The organism is Lentzea waywayandensis (genome assembly GCF_900115955.1).
GTDB lineage: Bacteria > Actinomycetota > Actinomycetes > Mycobacteriales > Pseudonocardiaceae > Lentzea > Lentzea waywayandensis.
This window is the reverse complement of record NZ_FOYL01000001.1, coordinates 46,975-64,089: the sequence shown is the minus strand read 5'-3', so window position 1 is coordinate 64,089 and position 17,115 is coordinate 46,975. Positions and strand designations below refer to the sequence as shown.

17 protein-coding genes, 1 tRNA gene and 1 pseudogene are annotated in these 17,115 nt (G+C 69.0%); 11 read left to right on the top strand and 8 right to left on the bottom strand.

The window, feature by feature from the left end:
• Entirely contained in the window at positions 1-555 is a 555-nt protein-coding gene (locus tag BM417_RS00340; RefSeq protein ID WP_093587708.1) for an EF-hand domain-containing protein, read from the bottom strand.
• Positions 556-629: 74 nt separating this feature from the next.
• On the bottom strand, positions 630-2,690 hold the full coding sequence (locus BM417_RS00335; protein WP_093587707.1) for a hypothetical protein: 2,061 nt from the start codon (positions 2,688-2,690) through the stop codon (positions 630-632).
• Between the two features lie 262 nt (positions 2,691-2,952).
• Here BM417_RS00335 and BM417_RS00330 point away from each other — a divergent pair, with 262 nt between their 5' ends.
• The 3 genes from BM417_RS00330 to BM417_RS00320 all read left to right on the top strand — a co-directional run bounded on the left by BM417_RS00330 (position 2,953) and on the right by BM417_RS00320 (position 4,833).
• A complete protein-coding gene (locus tag BM417_RS00330; RefSeq protein ID WP_177320207.1) occupies positions 2,953-3,732 on the top strand; it encodes a bestrophin-like domain in 780 nt (259 codons plus the stop codon).
• A gap of 104 nt (positions 3,733-3,836) precedes the next feature.
• Positions 3,837-4,652, top strand: a complete 816-nt coding sequence (locus tag BM417_RS00325) for a helix-turn-helix domain-containing protein (RefSeq protein ID WP_143138447.1) — start codon at positions 3,837-3,839, stop codon at positions 4,650-4,652.
• A gap of 13 nt (positions 4,653-4,665) precedes the next feature.
• On the top strand, positions 4,666-4,833 hold the full coding sequence (locus BM417_RS00320) for a DUF397 domain-containing protein (RefSeq protein WP_093587704.1): 168 nt from the start codon (positions 4,666-4,668) through the stop codon (positions 4,831-4,833).
• Here BM417_RS00320 and BM417_RS00315 read toward each other — a convergent pair.
• Entirely contained in the window at positions 4,811-5,005 is a 195-nt protein-coding gene (locus tag BM417_RS00315) for a PspC domain-containing protein (RefSeq protein ID WP_093588499.1), read from the bottom strand. The genes BM417_RS00320 and BM417_RS00315 overlap by 23 nt on opposite strands.
• A 135-nt stretch (positions 5,006-5,140) precedes the next feature.
• Here BM417_RS00315 and BM417_RS46545 point away from each other — a divergent pair, with 135 nt between their 5' ends.
• On the top strand, positions 5,141-6,397 hold the full coding sequence (locus BM417_RS46545; protein WP_143138446.1) for a hypothetical protein: 1,257 nt from the start codon (positions 5,141-5,143) through the stop codon (positions 6,395-6,397).
• Here BM417_RS46545 and BM417_RS00305 read toward each other — a convergent pair.
• The gene (locus tag BM417_RS00305; RefSeq protein ID WP_093587702.1) at positions 6,301-6,906 is read right to left on the bottom strand and encodes a TetR/AcrR family transcriptional regulator; all 606 of its coding nucleotides are present in this window, start codon (positions 6,904-6,906) and stop codon (positions 6,301-6,303) included. The two genes, BM417_RS46545 and BM417_RS00305, sit on opposite strands and share 97 nt — an antisense overlap.
• A gap of 27 nt (positions 6,907-6,933) precedes the next feature.
• Positions 6,934-7,176, bottom strand: a complete 243-nt coding sequence (locus tag BM417_RS50175; protein ID WP_407656074.1) for an AMP-binding enzyme — start codon at positions 7,174-7,176, stop codon at positions 6,934-6,936.
• Between the two features lie 300 nt (positions 7,177-7,476).
• Between BM417_RS50175 and lnt the strand changes: the two genes are divergently transcribed.
• From lnt to BM417_RS00280, 4 genes are read left to right on the top strand one after another with little or no spacing between them, the layout of a single operon-like run.
• On the top strand, positions 7,477-9,024 hold the full coding sequence (lnt, locus tag BM417_RS00295) for an apolipoprotein N-acyltransferase (RefSeq protein WP_245821582.1): 1,548 nt from the start codon (positions 7,477-7,479) through the stop codon (positions 9,022-9,024).
• Positions 9,008-9,772: a polyprenol monophosphomannose synthase gene (locus BM417_RS00290; RefSeq protein WP_093587701.1), complete on the top strand. Its 765-nt coding sequence runs from the start codon at positions 9,008-9,010 to the stop codon at positions 9,770-9,772. The genes lnt and BM417_RS00290 overlap by 17 nt, the downstream gene beginning before the upstream one ends.
• A 60-nt stretch (positions 9,773-9,832) precedes the next feature.
• Positions 9,833-10,120 (top strand): hypothetical protein, encoded by a 288-nt coding sequence (locus BM417_RS00285; RefSeq protein ID WP_093587700.1) that lies wholly within the window; start codon positions 9,833-9,835, stop codon positions 10,118-10,120.
• A 17-nt stretch (positions 10,121-10,137) separates the two neighbouring features.
• Positions 10,138-10,611, top strand: a complete 474-nt coding sequence (locus BM417_RS00280) for a TspO/MBR family protein (RefSeq protein ID WP_093587699.1) — start codon at positions 10,138-10,140, stop codon at positions 10,609-10,611.
• Here BM417_RS00280 and BM417_RS00275 read toward each other — a convergent pair.
• Complete coding sequence (locus tag BM417_RS00275; RefSeq protein WP_093587698.1) at positions 10,604-10,879, bottom strand: hypothetical protein; 276 nt, start codon at positions 10,877-10,879, stop codon at positions 10,604-10,606. The two genes, BM417_RS00280 and BM417_RS00275, sit on opposite strands and share 8 nt — an antisense overlap.
• 49 nt (positions 10,880-10,928) lie before the next feature.
• The gene (locus tag BM417_RS00270) at positions 10,929-13,493 is read right to left on the bottom strand and encodes an ATP-binding protein (protein ID WP_093587697.1); all 2,565 of its coding nucleotides are present in this window, start codon (positions 13,491-13,493) and stop codon (positions 10,929-10,931) included.
• 231 nt (positions 13,494-13,724) lie between these two features.
• Between BM417_RS00270 and BM417_RS47465 the strand changes: the two genes are divergently transcribed.
• A tRNA-Tyr gene (locus tag BM417_RS47465) sits at positions 13,725-13,809 on the top strand.
• A 77-nt stretch (positions 13,810-13,886) separates the two neighbouring features.
• Positions 13,887-14,384 carry a Gmad2 immunoglobulin-like domain-containing protein gene (locus tag BM417_RS00265; protein ID WP_093587696.1) on the top strand — a complete coding sequence of 166 codons (498 nt, stop codon included), beginning with the start codon at positions 13,887-13,889 and terminating at the stop codon, positions 14,382-14,384.
• A gap of 22 nt (positions 14,385-14,406) precedes the next feature.
• Here BM417_RS00265 and tnpB read toward each other — a convergent pair whose 3' ends face one another.
• Positions 14,407-15,768 (bottom strand): IS607 family element RNA-guided endonuclease TnpB, encoded by a 1,362-nt coding sequence (gene tnpB, locus BM417_RS00260; RefSeq protein WP_093587695.1) that lies wholly within the window; start codon positions 15,766-15,768, stop codon positions 14,407-14,409.
• 139 nt (positions 15,769-15,907) lie between these two features.
• Here tnpB and BM417_RS00255 point away from each other — a divergent pair.
• Positions 15,908-17,095: pseudogene (locus tag BM417_RS00255) on the top strand (MFS transporter); the annotation flags it as partial.
• Positions 17,096-17,115: the final 20 nt, after the last annotated feature.

The following is a 17,115-nucleotide window of genomic DNA, read 5'->3' as shown; positions in this document are numbered from 1 at the left end:
TCAGTCCAACGACCCGAGCAGCCAGTTGCCGGCCTCGGCGGGATCCTCGGAGAAGTAGAACTCCCGGATCGCCTCCAGCAAGGCCTGAGTGGACAGCAGTCCGTCCTCGTCGGACAGGAGGTCGTGAATTCCGCGCGCGTTCGCCTCCGAGAGGTTCATCAACGCTCCGGTCCACGCCACGTGCTCTTCGAGAGTGAGTTTGCCGTCACCGTCCTCGTCCGCGATCGCCATCAGCGCGTCGAGGAAAGGAACATAACCCTCGTCGAACGACTCCGGCGTCTCCAGCAACCCGTTCGCGAACGCCTTCTTGTACTCCTCGACGCTGATCCGCCCGTCGCGGTCCTGGTCGGCGACCGCCGAGAGCTGCTCCCACAGCGCGATCAGCATGTCGTGGAACCGCAACGCTTTCGGGTCGTCGTGAGCCAAGCCGAATGCTTTGGTGGTGCGCTCGCCCGCCTGTGTGAAGTCTGCGCGCTCGATGAACCCGTCGCCGTCGGAGTCGTACGTCCGGAACCGGCGGGCCAGCTTGCGGGCTAGGAAGGCGGTGATCTCCATAAGGCCCTTCTACCGCATTCCGCTCCGAAGCAAAACGCCCGTGTCAGTGCCGTGAATGCGAATTCTCCCAGTTTTCAACGGCGCCCCAACCCGGAGAACGCACTCGCGACCACCACCATGCCGATCATCCCGATTACCACCGCCACACCACCGACCGCCGGTTTCGACACCTGTTCGACGTGCGCGACCGGGCGCGGAGGCGCTGGTTCGTCAGGCGCCGACACGCGCGGCTCCGGTGCGGGTGGCAGCGGGGCGCTCAGCGACTCGATCCGCACGACCGCGCTTTCGCTGATGGCCCCACCGTCGCCCGCGCCGGACACCGTCAACCGAGAGTTCATCGGGGCGGTGGCCAGGCAGGTGTAGGTGACGCGTTCGCGGGGTTGCAGCACCGGGAACTCCCGTCGGCACGAGGCGGGCTCACCCTCGACGCGGACGTCGGCGATTGGCAGGTCCGAAGGGTTGCCGACCGTGACGGTGACCGTGACGGTCTCGCCGTCCAACGCGCGGTCCTTCGACCAGGCCGCGCTGATCGTCAGCCGCGGGTAGATCACCTTGACCTGCACGGACGCCGACGCCTCGACCTTGCCGCCGATCTTGTCGGCCGCCGTGACGGTGGAGGTCAGCGCGCCGCTCTCGTCGCCGGCGGGGGCCGTGCAGTCCACCGTGGACGTCGCGCCGGGGTCGAGTTGCCCCTGCATGGGGCCACACCCCTGGGTCGAGCGGGCAGCGAGACCGTAGAGCGGTGTGTCGCCGGTGTTCGTGACCGTCGTCGTGAACTTGACGGCCTGGCCGGGGAGCGCGGTCATCTCGTCGGACGTGGTCGTCGCGCGCAACGCCGGATGCAGCACGTCGACGGTCGACGCCTTCTGCGTCGCGAGTGGATCGCCCGCGAGGCTGGTTCCGCTCACCGCGACGGTCGCGGCGTAGTCGTCGTCGGCCGCCGTGGACGAGCAGGTGCGCGTCTCGGTGGCGCGTGGGGCGATCGAGCCGATCTGCTGGCCGCACACGGTCACGTCGGCGGCGGGGGCGTCACCGACGTTGGTGATCGTCGCGGTCTGGGTGACGGTGTCCTTGGGGTGCGCGGCGGGCTTCTCCGGGGCGACCGTCAGCGTGAGTTCGGGGAGCGGGAACGACCACGCGATGCTCTGGACGAGGAACGCGTCGTCCGCTCTCTTGAAGCTGAGTTCGGCGCTCTTGGTGCCGGGCTTGAGGGCGTCCTCGCTGATGGTCACCGTGCGCGCGTCGACGCTCATGTTGTTGGGATACGCGGCACCCTGTGCGGACGACACGAACGCGTTGCGCCCGCCGATAGATGTGCCGTTGACCAGCATCTGGTCGCCGTCCGTGGCCCAGTCGCCCTCGTACGCGGTGACGCCCAGACGGATGACCCCGCCAGCGGGGTGCGTCGGCGCGATCGGCGTGCTCAGCACGGGCTTCTTGGTGGGAAGGCGGACGTGTCCGCCGTGCACCGCGACATGGCGCTTCGCGGGTGCCGTCGCGGTGGCGCTCGCGAACTTCCACACGACCGTCAGTGACCAGCCGCCGAAGCAGTCGAACCCTTGTGGCGCCCAGACGTTGCCGACCGTCACGGTGCCGCTCGCCAGCGCGCGGGTGACGTCGGCTTCGGCGCTGTAGAAGGCGTTGTCGGTGTGGGAGAGGCCGTCCGGCGCGTCGATGACGAACCGGTCAGGGGCGACTTTGGCGCCGTTGAAGGTGACCGGGTCCTGTGGTGTGCCCGGCGGTTTGACCGCGTCACGGCAGCTCGCGCTGCCCGCCCAGCCGAGCTTGGCGTAGGCGACGGCCGCGCCGGCCGGGATGGTGAGCTGGGCGCTGGAGGAGTTGACCGTCGCCGGGTCGTCGTCGACGTCGGTCCACGACATGCGATGGGTGTTGTTCAGCGCGGAAGGCCCGTGCCCCTTGCGGTTCAGCGCGTCCACACAGGACTGCGGCGGATGTTTCGGATGGGGCCCGGCCTGCTCGGGCGTCGGGCAGGTCAGGACGGAGTTGCCGACGACCGTGACGTCTCCGTACACCGCCTCGTCGAACTGGGTGCGCCACACCTCGGCCGCGGCGACCGGCCCCGGCGTGAGCAGTGGGATCAGCAGCACGACGGCGATGAGGATCGGTACACGCATGCCACGCCTTCCGGTCGGGTCGGGGCACAGGTTGGCATGCTTCCCGGTGGTTGTCACCGCCCGTTGATCACGCCGTCCTCACTCTCCGTCAAAGGTTGCTCGCTTCGGTTCTCCTATTCGTGTCAACGGGTTGTGTCCGCGCGATCCGATGTGGACCTGCTGTGTGCTTGATCAACGCCTCGTTGCTCTTGACGGGCGCACAACAGTGCCGGGAAGCGTGGTGTTGGTGGTCAAACGGTGTCCGCTGTGGGGAGATGGACAAATGTGGACCGCGCTAGTCATCGTTCTCGCGTCGGTGGTCGTGACCGCCGTCGCCTGCATCCTGTTCGGGCGCTCCCGTGCCCACGAGCAGGCCGACGACCGGGACGCGGACTCGCGAGGCTTCCTGGGCGCGGTGATCAGCGGCCTGTTCATCATCGCGCTGGCGTTCTACGTGGTGATCGTCTGGGAGGAGAGCGGCGCCGCGGAGGACAACGCCTCCCGCGAGGCCGCCGCCGTGGCCGACGTCTACTGGCAGACCGCCGTGATGCCGCAACCGCAACGCGACCACATCCGCTCGCTGCTCACCGAGTACCCGAAACTGGTGGCGGACAAGGAATGGCCGCGGCTGGCCGTGGGCGAGTCGGACGACACGACGACCGAGACGCTCAACTCGCTGCACTCCGAGATCCTGTCGCTGCCCGCCTCACCGGACCAGGTGAAGAGCGCGCGGGAGCGGTCGCTGGAACGGATGCGGGAGATCACCGACCTGCGGCGCGACCGGCTCGACTCGGCCGGCGGCCTGGACAACACCGGTGTGCTGATGTTGACCGGCACGATCGCCGGGGCCGTGGGGATGATCGTGTTCCCGTTGTTGATCGGGTTCACGGCACGCAGGCGGCATGTGCTGCAGATGAGCCTGACGGCGGCCGTGCTGGCGTTCGTGTGCGTGTTGTGCGTGGGGATGACGCAGCCGTTCAGCGGGGTGTTGCGGGTGGAGCCGGAGTCGTTCACGGGCCTGTCGGAGGAGCTGGCCGGGATACCCGTGGAGGAGAACCGGTGAAGTCGTAGAACCCTTCTACACCTGCTTCTTTCAGGTCAATTTGGACCCGAGAGTTTGGAGTCGAGGGGAGTCGCGGCGCTAGTTTCCCTGACATGCCAAAGAGAGTGTCCACTGTGCTGGGTCGCGAGTTCGGAGAAAGCCTGCGAGCGGTGATTCAGCGAACCGGGTTGCTGGAGGCGCAGCTCGCTCGGCAGGTCGGCTGGGAGCATGCCAAGTTGTCGGATCTCGTCAACGGCAAAGGCGGGACGAGCCTTGAGGAGTTCACGTTCCTGCTTGGCTTGTGCGGTGCGGCGCCTAAGGAGTACGCGCATCTGAGGAAGCTGTTCCTGCAATCGAAGGAACGTGGCTGGCTTCAGTGGCAAGACGGCGTGCGGGGACAGGTGCGCACGCTGATGCAGCACGAGCAGCTCGCTACCGGGATCACGATCTGGAGCCCGATGTTCGTGCCGGGCCTGCTGCAGATTCGCGCCTACGTGCTCGCAGTGATCGCTGCCTATCCCGACATCGCGCAGACCGACGTCAGCCAGATCGCTGCGGCGAGAGAGGACAGGCGAAACATAGTCGGCAGGGGCTGCTCGTTCGTTTTCTACGTGCACGAACAAGCCCTTCGGCTGCCGGTCGGTGGACACGAGGTCTGGAAGGAGCAGCTGCACGACATTCTGCGGATGTCGGTGCGGCCGTACATCACCATCCGGATCGTTCCGGTCGCGGCCGGCGCCCATCCCGGTGGAGATGGCGCCTTCACGATGATGGCGTTCGAGAAACTCGAGCCCATCGTCTACGTGGAAAGCCTGAACTCCAACCTGTTTCTTGACGACAAGGTCTCGCTCAACCTCTACGGGAAGATCATCAAGGCGTTTGATCGGATCGCGCTGGGTGAGGAAGAATCACGGGAGCTGATCACCAGCATGCTGACCTGAGGAGGCGACCCGGATGGTCGAGTGGCGGACGAGCAGCTACACACCCAATGGTCAGGACTGTGTGGCGGTCGGCCGCGGAATTGGCATCCGGGACTCGAAAGCTCCCGCCACCCACCTGCCGGTGAGCCCGGCAGCGTGGACGGCGTTCCTGCGGTCGATCAGTAACCGCGGTCGGGCATGATCACCCAAAGCACGATGTAGACGACGAACTGCGGTCCGGGCAGAAGGCAGGACAGCAGGAACAGCAGGCGTACGGTGCCCGCCTTCATTCCCCAGCGCTGGGCGAGCCCCGCGCAGACACCCGCGATCATCCGGTTGGTCCTGGGCCTGCTCAAAGCAACTGTCGTGGTCATATACCTAGAATGCCCACTTTCGTCCATCTGTTGCATCGGGGATGAACCCTGATTTCACCCGGATGAGCTACATCACGTAACTCCAGGGCTGTGACCTGCGACAGCACGGTTGTCCCGAACGTTGGGGGAGCCGAGATGCGCGTTGACTTCCTGATCGACACGGTGTTCATCGCGGTCTACGCGCCGCTGCTGTGGCATGCCTGGCAGTGGTTGCGCGCCAAAGAGCGAAATGGGCCGCCGTCGCCGTTGCGCAGCCTGACGCTGGCCGGGAGTCCGTATCCGCGGGCGGTGCCGATCACGGTTCTCGCCGTGGGGCATCTCGCGGGCAACCCCGCTGGTCTGATCGCGCTCGGGTTCCTCGTGGCGGTGGTCGTCGAGGCGGCCTGGCGGAACCGGGATCGCTGGGTCCGTCAGCACCTGTGGGCGTTGGGGCGCCTCAGGGTTCAGGCGACGGTGGTGCTGCTCGCCTCGGCGTTGATGTTGTTCGGGGACACGCGGTCGCTCGCGCAGCCCGGGGTGGGGCTGGCGATGGTCGTCGCGGCGGTCGCGATGGGCGCGAGTGTGTGGTTCGTGATGCGGCGGCTCGTGCTGACGTCGTGGCCGCAGAAGACCTGGCGCAGTGCGCGGCCGGAGCTCGGGGCGCTGATCCGGCTTGGGCTTTGTGTGTTGGTCGGGGGCGTTGGGTGGATCTACGGGCCGCGGCAGCTGACCGGGTACGCCACGGTTCTGGGGCTGGTGGTGTTGCTCGGGCTGGTGTGGGTGGTCTGGGAACTGGAGGACGCCGACGCCGCGAAGTGCAAGCTGGGTGACGCCGACCAGATCAGGGCCAGAGCGGCGATGAGGCCGAGCGCGGAGCAACGGCCCGCGGTGATGCGGGTGGCACGGGGGCTGGCGGTGACCCCGTTGGTGACCCTGGGGATCGCCTACGTGCCGATGGCGTACGACGGGCAGAACGCGCTGACGGCCATGCGGGTGCTGGTGTTGTGCGTGGTGGCGGTGTTGTTCGGGGACTGGTTGATGGCGCGCGGTGGCAAGGGGCCGTCGCACTCGCCGCACCACTGGCGGTTCACGGCCGCGGTTGTGGTGGTGTCAGCGGGCAGCTTGGTCGCCGTGGGCGTCATCGGGCGCACGCTTCCGCTGGCGGTGGTGTTCCTGATGTTCGCCGGGCTGTTGCTCAGTGAGGCGCAGCGGTTCGCGGAGACCGTGCCGGTGCCGAAAGGGTTGCTGTTCCTCGGTTTCACGCGCACGCCGGTAGCGCTGTTGCTCGTGCTGTGCGTGGTGACGAGCGGGCTGAGCTATCCGACGGACGCGGTGGAGAGCTGGTCGACGAACCTCAGGCACGTGGTGCGCATGGCGTCGACCGTCATGGCCTTCGAGCCCGCGAGCACCTGAAGCGCGAGGCCGTCGAGCATGCTGACCATCATGTTCGCGAGCTCGAGCGGGTCGCCGGACGAGTGGATGTCGCCGGAGGCCTGGCCGTCGCGGAAGATGCTCGCCACGATGTCGCGCCACTCGCCGTAGAAGCGCTCGTTGAGCTCCTGGAGATCGGGGCTGCGGATCGCCTCGACCCAGAGCTCCGCCCAGACCTTCCACGCCTCGACGGTCTCGGCGCCCTCGGGCAGGTACGACTCGACCACCATGCGCAGGCGCGACAGCGGCGGCTCGTCGGACTCGAGGATCCAGCGGCGGCGGCGCACCGAGAGCTCGAAGCAGTGTTCGAACGCCGCGTCGGTGAGTTCGCGCTTGGTCTCGAAGTAGTAGTGGACCGTGCCACCGGACACGCCGGCGTCCTTGGCCACGTCGGACACCCGGAGGTGGCGGAAGCCCTCTGCCGCGATCACCTTGCAGGTGGACGCGAGGATCTGCGCCTTGCGTTCGGCTTCCACGCTTGGACGGGGCATCCGTCACCTCCTGATTTAGCCAGAACCTTACCGAAACTGGGCACGAAGCTTGCGCTTGTCGACCTTTCCCACCTTGGTCAAGGGCTGTCGAGGCACGATCGTGACCCCTCTGGGCTGGTGAAGCTCACCCAGTTCGGCAACGACCGAACCGCGAATCCTGTCGACATCGACATCCGGTCCTTCGGTGATCAGGAAAAGGTGGACGACCTCGCCGAGTGCCGCGTCCGGCTGGGCGACCGCCGCCGCCTGCCGGACACCGGGAAGCGTGATCAGGAAGTCGTCAAGCAGGCGTGAGCAGACGTTGCCGGACGTTCTACCAGCGACGATGACGCCATTGCCGCAGTCGTTGAGGTCGAGGTGACCGTCGGAGTCGAACAGCCCATGTCACCGGTGTCGAACCAGCCATCGGCCGTTTCGCTCAACGAGGGTTCGTTCCTCCGGGTGTGAGCCGACGCGTTTTTTCGCCGGCTCACACCCGGACCGGATCTTGATGACCAGCAGAGCCCGTAGCCCTGGTCGACGACGTAGGTCATACGTCCTGCGTACTCCTGAGCCTCGTAGTCTGATCGGGTGGTCGCACCCCCCATCGCGCCGGAATCGCCGGAATCGCCCGCGCGCAGGCGAAAAGTGAGCACTCCGGTGCTGTTGCGCATGGCACTCGCCGTCGCCGGCGGCGTGCTGGTCTACCTGAGCTTTCCGCCGCGGCCGCTGTGGTTCCTGGCGCCGGTCGGGTTCGCGTTGCTCGCGTACGTGATCTACGACAGGCGTGCGCGGGCCGGGTTCGGGTACGGGCTGCTGTTCGGGCTCGGGTTCCTGGTGCCGCTGCTGCGGTGGACCGGTGAGTTCGTCGGGCTGATCGCGTGGCTGCCGCTCGCGCTCGCGTGCGCGCTGATGATCTCGATCGGCACGGCCGCGATGGCGTTCGCGTCGCGCGTGCCGGGGTGGCCGTTGTGGGCGGCGTGCCTGTGGGTGGCGGACGAGGCGTTGCGCGGGGTGTTCCCGTTCGGCGGCTTCACCTGGGGGAAGATCGCCTTCGGGCAGCCGGAGGGCTGGTTCCTGCCGCTCGCGTCGCTGGGCGGGGCGCCGCTGGTGACGTTCGCGGTGGTGCTGACCGGGTTCGGGCTGTTCTGGCTCGCGAAGAACTGGAAGCTCGGCCTGCCGCTGGTCGTGGTGCCGTTGGCGGTGGGCCTGGTGGTGCCCGTGGGGGTGGACGCGTCCGCCGGGACGGTCACGGTCGCCGCGATCCAGGGCAACGTGCCGCGTGCCGGGCTCGACTTCAACTCACAGCGCCGGGCCGTGCTCGACAACCACGTCAAGAAGACGATCGAACTCGCCGCCGACGTGGCCGCGGGCAAGGTCAAGCAGCCGGACGTGGTGATCTGGCCGGAGAACTCCTCCGACATCGACCCCTTCCGCAACCCGGACGCGGCGGCGCGGATCGACGCGGCCGCGAAGGCGATCAAGGCGCCGATCGCGGTGGGGGCCGTGGTCGTCGACAAGGGCGACGGGCTGCCGCGCAACCAGGTGGTGCTGTGGGACCCCGAGAAGGGCGCCACGGACACCTACACGAAGCGCAAGCTGCAGCCGTTCGGCGAGACGATGCCCATGCGGTCGTTCTTCCGGCTGTTCGCGTCCGAGGTGGACCGGGCGGGTGTCTTCCAGCCCGGCACGGACCCGGAGGGTTTCGTCATGGGACCCGCGAAGGTCGCGATTGACACATGTTACGAAGTGGCGTTCGACTCAGTGGTCCGCGACTCCGTGACGGCCGGGGCGACGATCATCGCGATCCCGACGAACAACGCCACGTTCGGGTACACGGAGATGACCTACCAGCAGCTTTCCATGTCCAGACTGCGTGCGGTGGAGCACGGACGGGCCGTGGTCGTGGCGGCCACCTCGGGGGTCAGCGGGATCGTCGAACCTGACGGTTCCGTCACTCAGAAGACTGGGCTTTTCGAGCCTGGTGCCCTGGTCGCGACACTGCCGCTGCGGTCACAGACTACGCTGGCGACTTGGCTAGGAGCCTGGCCCGAGTGGGTGATTGCCGCTGCGGGCCTTGTGGCGTTGGCGCTGGGCTTCACCCGACGACGGAAGGACTCGAATGGCGCGGCAGCCTGACCAGGAACTCGGGCAGGTGCTGGTGGTGATCCCGACGTACAACGAGCGGGACAACATCGGAAAGATCGTCAAGCGACTGCACACGGCACTGCCCGACGTGCACGTGCTGGTGGTCGACGACGGCAGCCCCGATGGCACCGGGCAGCTCGCCGACGAGATGGCGGCCGCGGACGACCGGGTCCACGTGATGCACCGCACCGAGAAGGCCGGCCTGGGCGCCGCGTACGTCGCGGGCTTCCAGTGGGCGCTGGAGCGGGACTACGGCGTCATCTGCGAGATGGACGCCGACGGCTCCCACGCCCCGGAGCAGCTGCACCGGCTGCTCGACGCGCTGCCGCAGGCCGACCTGGTCCTGGGCTCGCGCTGGGTGCCGGGCGGCGAGGTCGTGAACTGGCCGGCGCAGCGCAAGTTCCTGTCGCTGGGCGGCTCGCTGTACTCGCGGCTCGCGCTGGGCGCGAACATCCGCGACATGACGGGCGGCTACCGGGCGTTCCGCGCGGACACCCTGCGCAAGCTGAACCTCGCCTCGGTCGCGTCGGCCGGGTACTGCTTCCAGATCGACCTGCTGTGGCGGACGATCGAGCTGGGCTTCCGGGTCCGCGAGGTGCCGATCACGTTCCTGGAGCGCGAGTTCGGCGAGTCGAAGATGAGCGGCAACATCGTGCGCGAGGCGCTGATCCGCGTGACGAAGTGGGGCCTGCGTCGCCGCGGCAACCAGGTCAAAGCCCTGTTCACCGGCAAGAAGTAGGTCGTTCTTTCCTGAGTCCGGCGGTTGCGAGCGTGACCGCCGGACTTCAGTGTTGACCGCATGGGCCTCGCCGACCGGATGATCCGTCTGCTCTGGGCGGTCGGCGGCGAGGACGTGGCGGCACGGATCCTGCGCACGCACTGGCGGCTGCTGCCGGCCGACGACCCGCTGGGCCGGGCGCTGCGGTCGCGGCTGGTGGCGGCCTTGCGGGCCGAACTGCCTGGGCACGACGCGCAGATCCGCGAGGCCGTGCTGGTCGACGAGCTCACCCTGCTCAACGCCGCCGAGCGGGTGCGGCCGAGCAGGGCGGCGGTGCTGAAGATCGTTCGTGCTTTGGCCGACTCCTGAGTGGGTACCACCGTGGCATGACGCTGGTATCGCAACGGCATCCGGTTCGCGCTCTCGGGCTCTTCGCGGGGGCCGTGCTGGTGACCGCCGTGGTGGGGTCGCTGTTCTCCGTGTCGACCGGATCGACGTACATGGCGCTGGAGCAGCCTTCCTGGGCGCCTCCCTCGTGGCTGTTCGGTCCGGTGTGGACGCTGCTGTACGTGATGATCGCGGCCGCGGGCTGGCTGGCCTGGCGCGCGGGAGCGACTCGGAACGAGCTGACGTTGTTCGGCGTGCAGCTGGTGCTGAACGCGGCCTGGACGCCGTTGTTCTTCGGGCTCGGCTGGTTCTGGGTGGCGTTCGCCGAGATCCTGGTGCTGTGGCTGGCGATCGTCGCGGTGATCGTGGCGTTCTGGCGGCGGAGCAGGGCCGCCGGGATGCTCCTGGTGCCCTATCTGGCGTGGGTGAGCTTCGCGGCGGCCCTGAACGTGTCGATCGCCGTGCTCAACTGACCGGCACGAACTCGCGCAGCACCTCCATGCCGGTCATCGCGGGCGCGCCGGACGGCTCCGGGCCGAGCACGCGGGCCAGGATCGGGCCGAGCACCTCGCGGAAGAAGCGGTCGGCGTGCTCCTTCGACTCCCACACGGCGATGACCCGGAACTCGCCGTCGGCCCGGCAGGCGTAGCGGGCGCGCAGGCCGTCGGGGGTGGCCGAGCCCATCACCTGGTCGAGCTGGTCGAGGGACTGGGTGGGCGGGGTCGCGATGGTGAGCCACATGGGGTTCCTCCTCGGTCGGTGTGCTCCCAAGGTAGGAAGTTCGCGCTGGTCAGCCATCCGCCGGAGTACTCGGTGCGGTACTCATCCACGCCGCGATCTGGCTGCGGGTGCTGAAGCCGAGCTTGGTGAGGATGTGCTGGACGTGGTTCTGGGCGGTCCGCTCGGAGATCACCAGCCGTCGTGCGATCTGCCGGTTCGTCATGCCTTCGGTGACCAGCGACGCGACCTCGTGCTCTCGGCCGCTCAGTTCGGTCGTGGTGAACGCGGTCATGCCCAGCGTGCGGATGGCACGGTCGGCGGCGCGGTGCACGGCGTCGGCGTCGCGGCCCAGAGCGCGCAACGCGGCCGCGAGGTGCCAGCGGGCCTCGGCGGCGAACGCGGGTGCGCCGGCGCGGGAGGCCTCGTCGACGGCGGCGGTGAGGTCGGTGACGGCCTGTTCGTGGTCGCCGAGTGCCAGGTGGCCGCGGCCCAGCGCGAGGGTGACCGGGCCCATGTACGCGACGCCGTTGCCGGCCGCGTGCTCGCCGCGGAACTCCGCGAGGCGCGGCAGGATCAGCCTCAGGTCCTCGGTCAGGCCCAGGCCCGAGGTCACCAGGACGGCGTCGACCAGGCCGGGCAGCACGAAGAACGCGGGCAGGTCCCACTCGGCGATCGGGCCGGAGCGGCGGTAGAAGTCCAGAGCCTCGTCGCGGAAACCCGCGCGCAGCAACAGGAACGCTCGCGTGAGCTTCGACATCAGCCGGAACCGGGGCGGCGGGTCGTGGAAGTGGCGGGCCAGTGCGAGGCCGTCCTCGGTGACGCCGAGATGGCAGGAAAGCCCGCACTGCAAGGCGAAGTAGGCGCCCGATGCCGGTTCGCGCTCGATCACCCGCATGCGGTCGTAGGCCCTGCGGCCGACCTCCTGGGCCTCCACGAAACGTCCCTGTGCCTGGGCGATGCAGGCCGTCACGACATCGAGGTGCCACAACGGGACCTGGCCACCGACCCGTTCGCAGGCCAGCTTCAGGGCCGGGAGTTCTTCTTGTGCGGCAGCGAGTTCGCCGCTCTCGACCAACGCGTGGATGCGCCACAACGAGCCCCACATCGCGCCGCGCGGGCTGTGCGTGCGGTGGGCGAGGTCGATCATCTCGGTGGCGAGGCCGAGTCGTTCGGCACGTCCGGCCGGGCCGGGACACGCCTCCTGCCTGGCGTGCAACGCTTCGGCGAGCGCGCGGTCGTCGCCGCGGGCCAGACGCAGCGCCTCCCGGCTGAGCTCGTCGAGGCGGTGCTGCTCGCCGCGGTAGAACGCGAGGTGGCTGCGCTGGGCCAGCAGCCGGGCGCGGGTGGCCGGGCTGACGTCCTGGCGAAGGGCGTTGTCGCACAACGGGGTCGCGACCGCGTTGACGCCCGCGCCGGGTGCGGCCTCGAGGACCAGGGCGGCTTCCGCGATCTGTTCGGGCGACCCGGCCAGCTCGGCGGCGCGCTGGGCGGCCTGGACGCACCCCGCGAGGTCCCCGGCGAAGTAGGCGGCTCTGCCCAGCGCCACCTGGATCTCGTGACTGTCGCTCAGTTCGGCGGCGGCGCGGTAGAGACGCACGCCTTCCTCGTAGGCGAGCCGGGCCACCGCGTCCTGCGCCGCACGGATCGTCCACGTGCGGGCCTCTTCTGTTTCACCGCAGGCGTTCCAGTGCCGGGCCACGTCGGCGTAGCGCGTGCTGCTCGCCATCGCCTCGGCGATCCGGCGGTGCAACGCGCGGCGTTCGGCCGGGGTGAGCGCGGCCTCGACGGCGTCCCTGGTCAGCGCGTGCACGAACCGGTGCCCCGTCGCGTCGATCAGCGTCGTCGCCTCGTCCAGCGCGCTGATCGGCAGGCCGGAGGCCTGGGCGGCCAGGTCGAGGTCGAAGTCGCGGCCGACCAGCGCGGCCGTCTTGATCAGGTCGCGGGCGTCGGGGGAGAGCCGGGCGAGGCGAGCGGTCACGATGTCACGGACGCTGCGCGGTGGTTGGTCCGCACGCCACGTGCCGTCGCCGACCGCGCGGGCGATCTCCGTGACGAACAACGGGTTTCCGCTGGTCAGCTCCGTGATCGTGGCCGCGTGCTCGGCGCCGACCAGCTCCGCGACCTCGTCCGGGGACAACCCGTGCAGGTCGATCCGGTCGGCCGAGCGCATGAGGTCCGCGGCCGCGGGGCACGGGTCGCGGAAGGTCGCGAACAGCAGCACGTTCCGCAGTTGTGTGGCGAGATGAGCGAGCACGAGCAGTGACGCCTCGTCAGCCCAGTGGACGTCCTCGACGACGATCACCAGGCCGTCGCGGTCCAGCGCGGCCGCGATCGCGTCGAACACCCGGAACCGGTCCTGCGGCACCTCGGCGTCGTGCGCGAGCACGAGATCGGGATCCGCGCCGGTCGCCTTCAGCACCTGCCGCCACGGCCAGAACGCCGGCGCCCCGGCGGTTTCGACGCAGTGCCCCCACACGACCTCCCGGCCGAGAGCGAGCGCGTGCCCGGCCAGTTCCTGGGCCAGCCGCGTCTTGCCGATGCCCGGTTCGCCGCCGCAGAGCACCAGCCGCCCGGTCTCCGCCGCCAGCCACGACCGTGCCGCGGCAAGCTCACGACCACGCCCCACGACCTTCACGCCTGGATATCGCTCGGGTGTGGAACCTCGTTTCCGGCAAAGGCCGCGATAAATGGCTGGCCACCGAGCGGACGGTCCGGCAAGGTGGTCCGCATGCGCCGCTATCGCAGCTATCCGCCCAGCTCAGGCTCTCCGTCGTGACGCCGTAAGGCCTCTTCGACGTCGAGAGCCGCCCGCCCGTGCGAACGGGTCAGGGCGGCTTTTTCGTGCGCGGAAAATGCGCACGACAATGGTGGAGATGGGGCTGTGGAGCCCCGCCCGTCTGTAAAACGGGAGCCTCCGTGCAGAGTCGGTTCGACTCCGACCTCCACCACCAGCCGTTGCGCCACCGGGGTGAACCCCGGCAACAACCCCCACCCCGCTCACGATCTACTAGCGGAGGAAGGGGACACCATGTCCATCGACATTCAGCAACCTCGTGCGCTCGGCCTCGTCGGGAGCCACGTCCACATCGCCGGCACCGCGGGCGGAGCGTTCGAGGCCCAGTTCGGCTACCGGATCCATGAAGGGCACGACGAGGTGGTCGGCGGGTTCACCGCCGGGGACGGGGTCGGCGGCCACGGCCAGTTCCAGGTTCAGGTCGACGTGTCGGGGGCGTCGTTCGCGCTCGACCGGCTCTTCGTCGAGGTGTTCTGGGTCTCGCCGCAGGACGGCGCCGAGCTCGACAAGGTCATCGTGCCGGTGGTGTACGGGCCGCGGATCGTGCCCGGCTACCGGGTCTACCAGGAGTACGTGATCAAGGCCGGTGACACGCTGTGGTCGATCGCCACGCAGTTCTACGGCTCCGGCAACCTCTACACCCGGCTGGTGCGGGCCAACCCGCACGTCATCACGGACCCCAACGTGATCACCCCGGGGAGCGTGATCCGGATTCCGTTATCTGAAGTGTGAGTGAACGTGAGTCCATCACGGTTCAGACAGCCGTCGCCTTGCGGCGGCGGCGTTGGCCCGCACCAACCGGTGCGGGTCTTCCCGTGGCAGTACCCGTTGCCCGCGCGGTGCGGGTCTTACCTGGGTTTCCAGCGGGCTCGTTTACCGTCGCCCCGCAACTCGGGGAGGACGTCTCGCGGGGCACGAGCGCGGCGAGGTTACGCGCGGCGTTGAGGTCCCGGTCCAGGACCAGGCCGCACGCGTCGCAGCAGAGGGTGCGTTCGGACAGGCGCAGTTTGGCTTTCACCACGCCACAGGCCGAACACGTCTTGGAACTGGGATACCAGCGGTCAGCGACGTGCACGCGCGCACCCGCCCACTGGGCCTTGTACTCGATCTGACGGCGCAGCTCGGCCATGCCGACACCAGCGACGTGCCGGGCCAACCGGCGGTTGCGGGTCATCCCGGCCACGTTCAGATCCTCGATCACCACCGCGCCGTGAGCGCGCACCAGCCGGGTGGTGAGCTTGTGCAGCCCATCCCGGCGGGCGTTCACGACCGTGGTGTGCAGCCGCGTGACGCGCGCCTGGGTCTTACGCCACCGGGCGGATGGTTGCCGGCGGATGCGCCGATCCGGGCCGGTACGGCGCGCGGCCTGGCGTTGCAGGCGACGCAGTTCCCGCAGCGCGGTCTCTAGGTGCCGCGGGTTCGGGATGCTTTCGCCGGTCGACAGCACGGCCAGCGACTTCACGCCCAGGTCGACCCCCACCACGCTGCCGGGCCGCGTGGGCAAGGGATCGGTCCGGGTGATCTCCACGGAGAACGACACGAACCACCGCCCGGCCCGGAAGGACACGGTCGCCGAGCGGATACGGGCGGTGCCGCGCTCGACGTGCCGGGCGAGTCTGCGGGTCGACTCGTGGGTGCGCACGAGTCCGATGCGGGGCAGCTTGACGTGTCGGCGGTCGTCGGCGAGTCCGAACGCGCCGGTGGTGAACCGGCACGACAGGCCGGACCGCCTGCCCTTGAACCTTGGGAACCCGAACCTGCGGCCGTTGCGCTTGCCACGCTGGGAGTCCGCCCAGTTGCCCAGGGCGGTCGCGAGGTTCGCCAGACCGCAGGAGTAGGCCTCCTTAGAGTTCTCGGCCCACCACGGGGCGACCTCGTCCTTGGCCTGGTTCCAGTCCTTGCGCAGGCTGTAAGCCGACCACGACACCGACGGCGTCAGCTCGTCCTCGACCAGGCCGTAGGTCATCTCGGCGGCCCGCTGGTCCAGGTTCGCCTTGATCCGCGCCAGGCCCCAGTTGAACGCGCGCCGCCGGGCGCCACAGTGCGACCGCAACGCCTGCTCCTGAACGGGAGCAGGGTCCAGGGCGAACCGATACGCCTGGATCACGGACGACACCCGACCAGCCTACCGAACACATGTTCCCATCGCCGCGAAGGGTCATCCCAGCTCACGAACGAACACGTTCAATCACACATGATCACAAACCACCGAACAGTTCAGAACCCTCTGGTACGACCGGGAGTTCGGGAAGTTCTGGCTCGCCAGGCTGGTCTCGACGGCCGGGACCGCGGTGTCGGCCGTCGCGCTGCCCGTCCTCATGTACTCGCTCACCGGCAGCGCCGCGTACACGGGAGCGCTCGCGGCGCTGACGGCGGCGCCGTACCTCGCGTTCGGTCTCGTCGCGGGCGCGCTCGTCGACCGCACGCACCGGCGCACGGTCATGGTCGTCACCGACCTGGTCAGCGCCGGGCTGCTCGCCAGCGTGCCCGTGGCGTCGGCTCTGCACGCACTGACGCCGCTGCACCTCCTGCTGGTCGCGGCCGGGGTCGCGAGCGTCGGTGTCTGGTTCGACGCCGCCACCTTCGGCGCCGTACCCGCGCTCGTCGGCGGCGAGAACCTCGTCCGGGCCAACAGCGCCATCTGGAGCACGGCCACCGCCGTGCACGTCGTGGCGCCGTCGGTGGCGGGCGTGCTGTTCGCGATCCACGGGCCGGCCGGGACGATGGCGCTCGACGCGGTGAGCTTCGCCGTGTCCGCGGCGCTCGTCCGCACGATCCTGCGACCGCTGAACCTGACCCGGCCACCGCGAACCTCCCTCAAAGCGGACATCCGGGAAGGACTCGACTTCCTGTGGAGGGAACCCACAGTCCGGCTCTTCCTCGCCTTGGGTCTCGGTCAGGCCGTCGCGGGTGGCGCCGTGTCCGGGCTCCTGGTGGTCTACGCCGTCCGGGTGTTCGAGGTGCCGCAGAACGACGCGCGGATCGGTGTGCTGTTCAGCGCGCTGGCCGCCGGGTCGTTCGCCGCCACCGTTCTCATGCCCGCGATCAGCGACACCTGCGAACCCCGCCGCACCACCACGATCGGGCTGTCCGCCGGGGTGGGGGTGATGGGGTTACTGGTGGGGGTACAGCTGTGGTGGCTCGCCGTGCTCAGCACCGCCCTGTGGGGCCTGACCTCGACGATCGTCATCGTCAACGGCATCACGGTGCGCCAGCTGATCTCCCCTGATCATCTTCAGGGCAGAGTCAACCTGGTGGGGCGCATGATGACGTTCGGGGTGGGGCAGCCCGTCGGGGCGCTGGCCGGGGGAGTCCTGGCCGACGCGCTGTCGGTGCGCACCGCCCTGGTGATCACGGCGTTACCGCTCGTGTTCGCCGCGGGGCTCGGATGGTCCCGGGTGAACGCCGAGCGGGGTGGTGAGTTGGGACACGGGCTCAAGTGATGCTGTGCCGAGGACCTGGT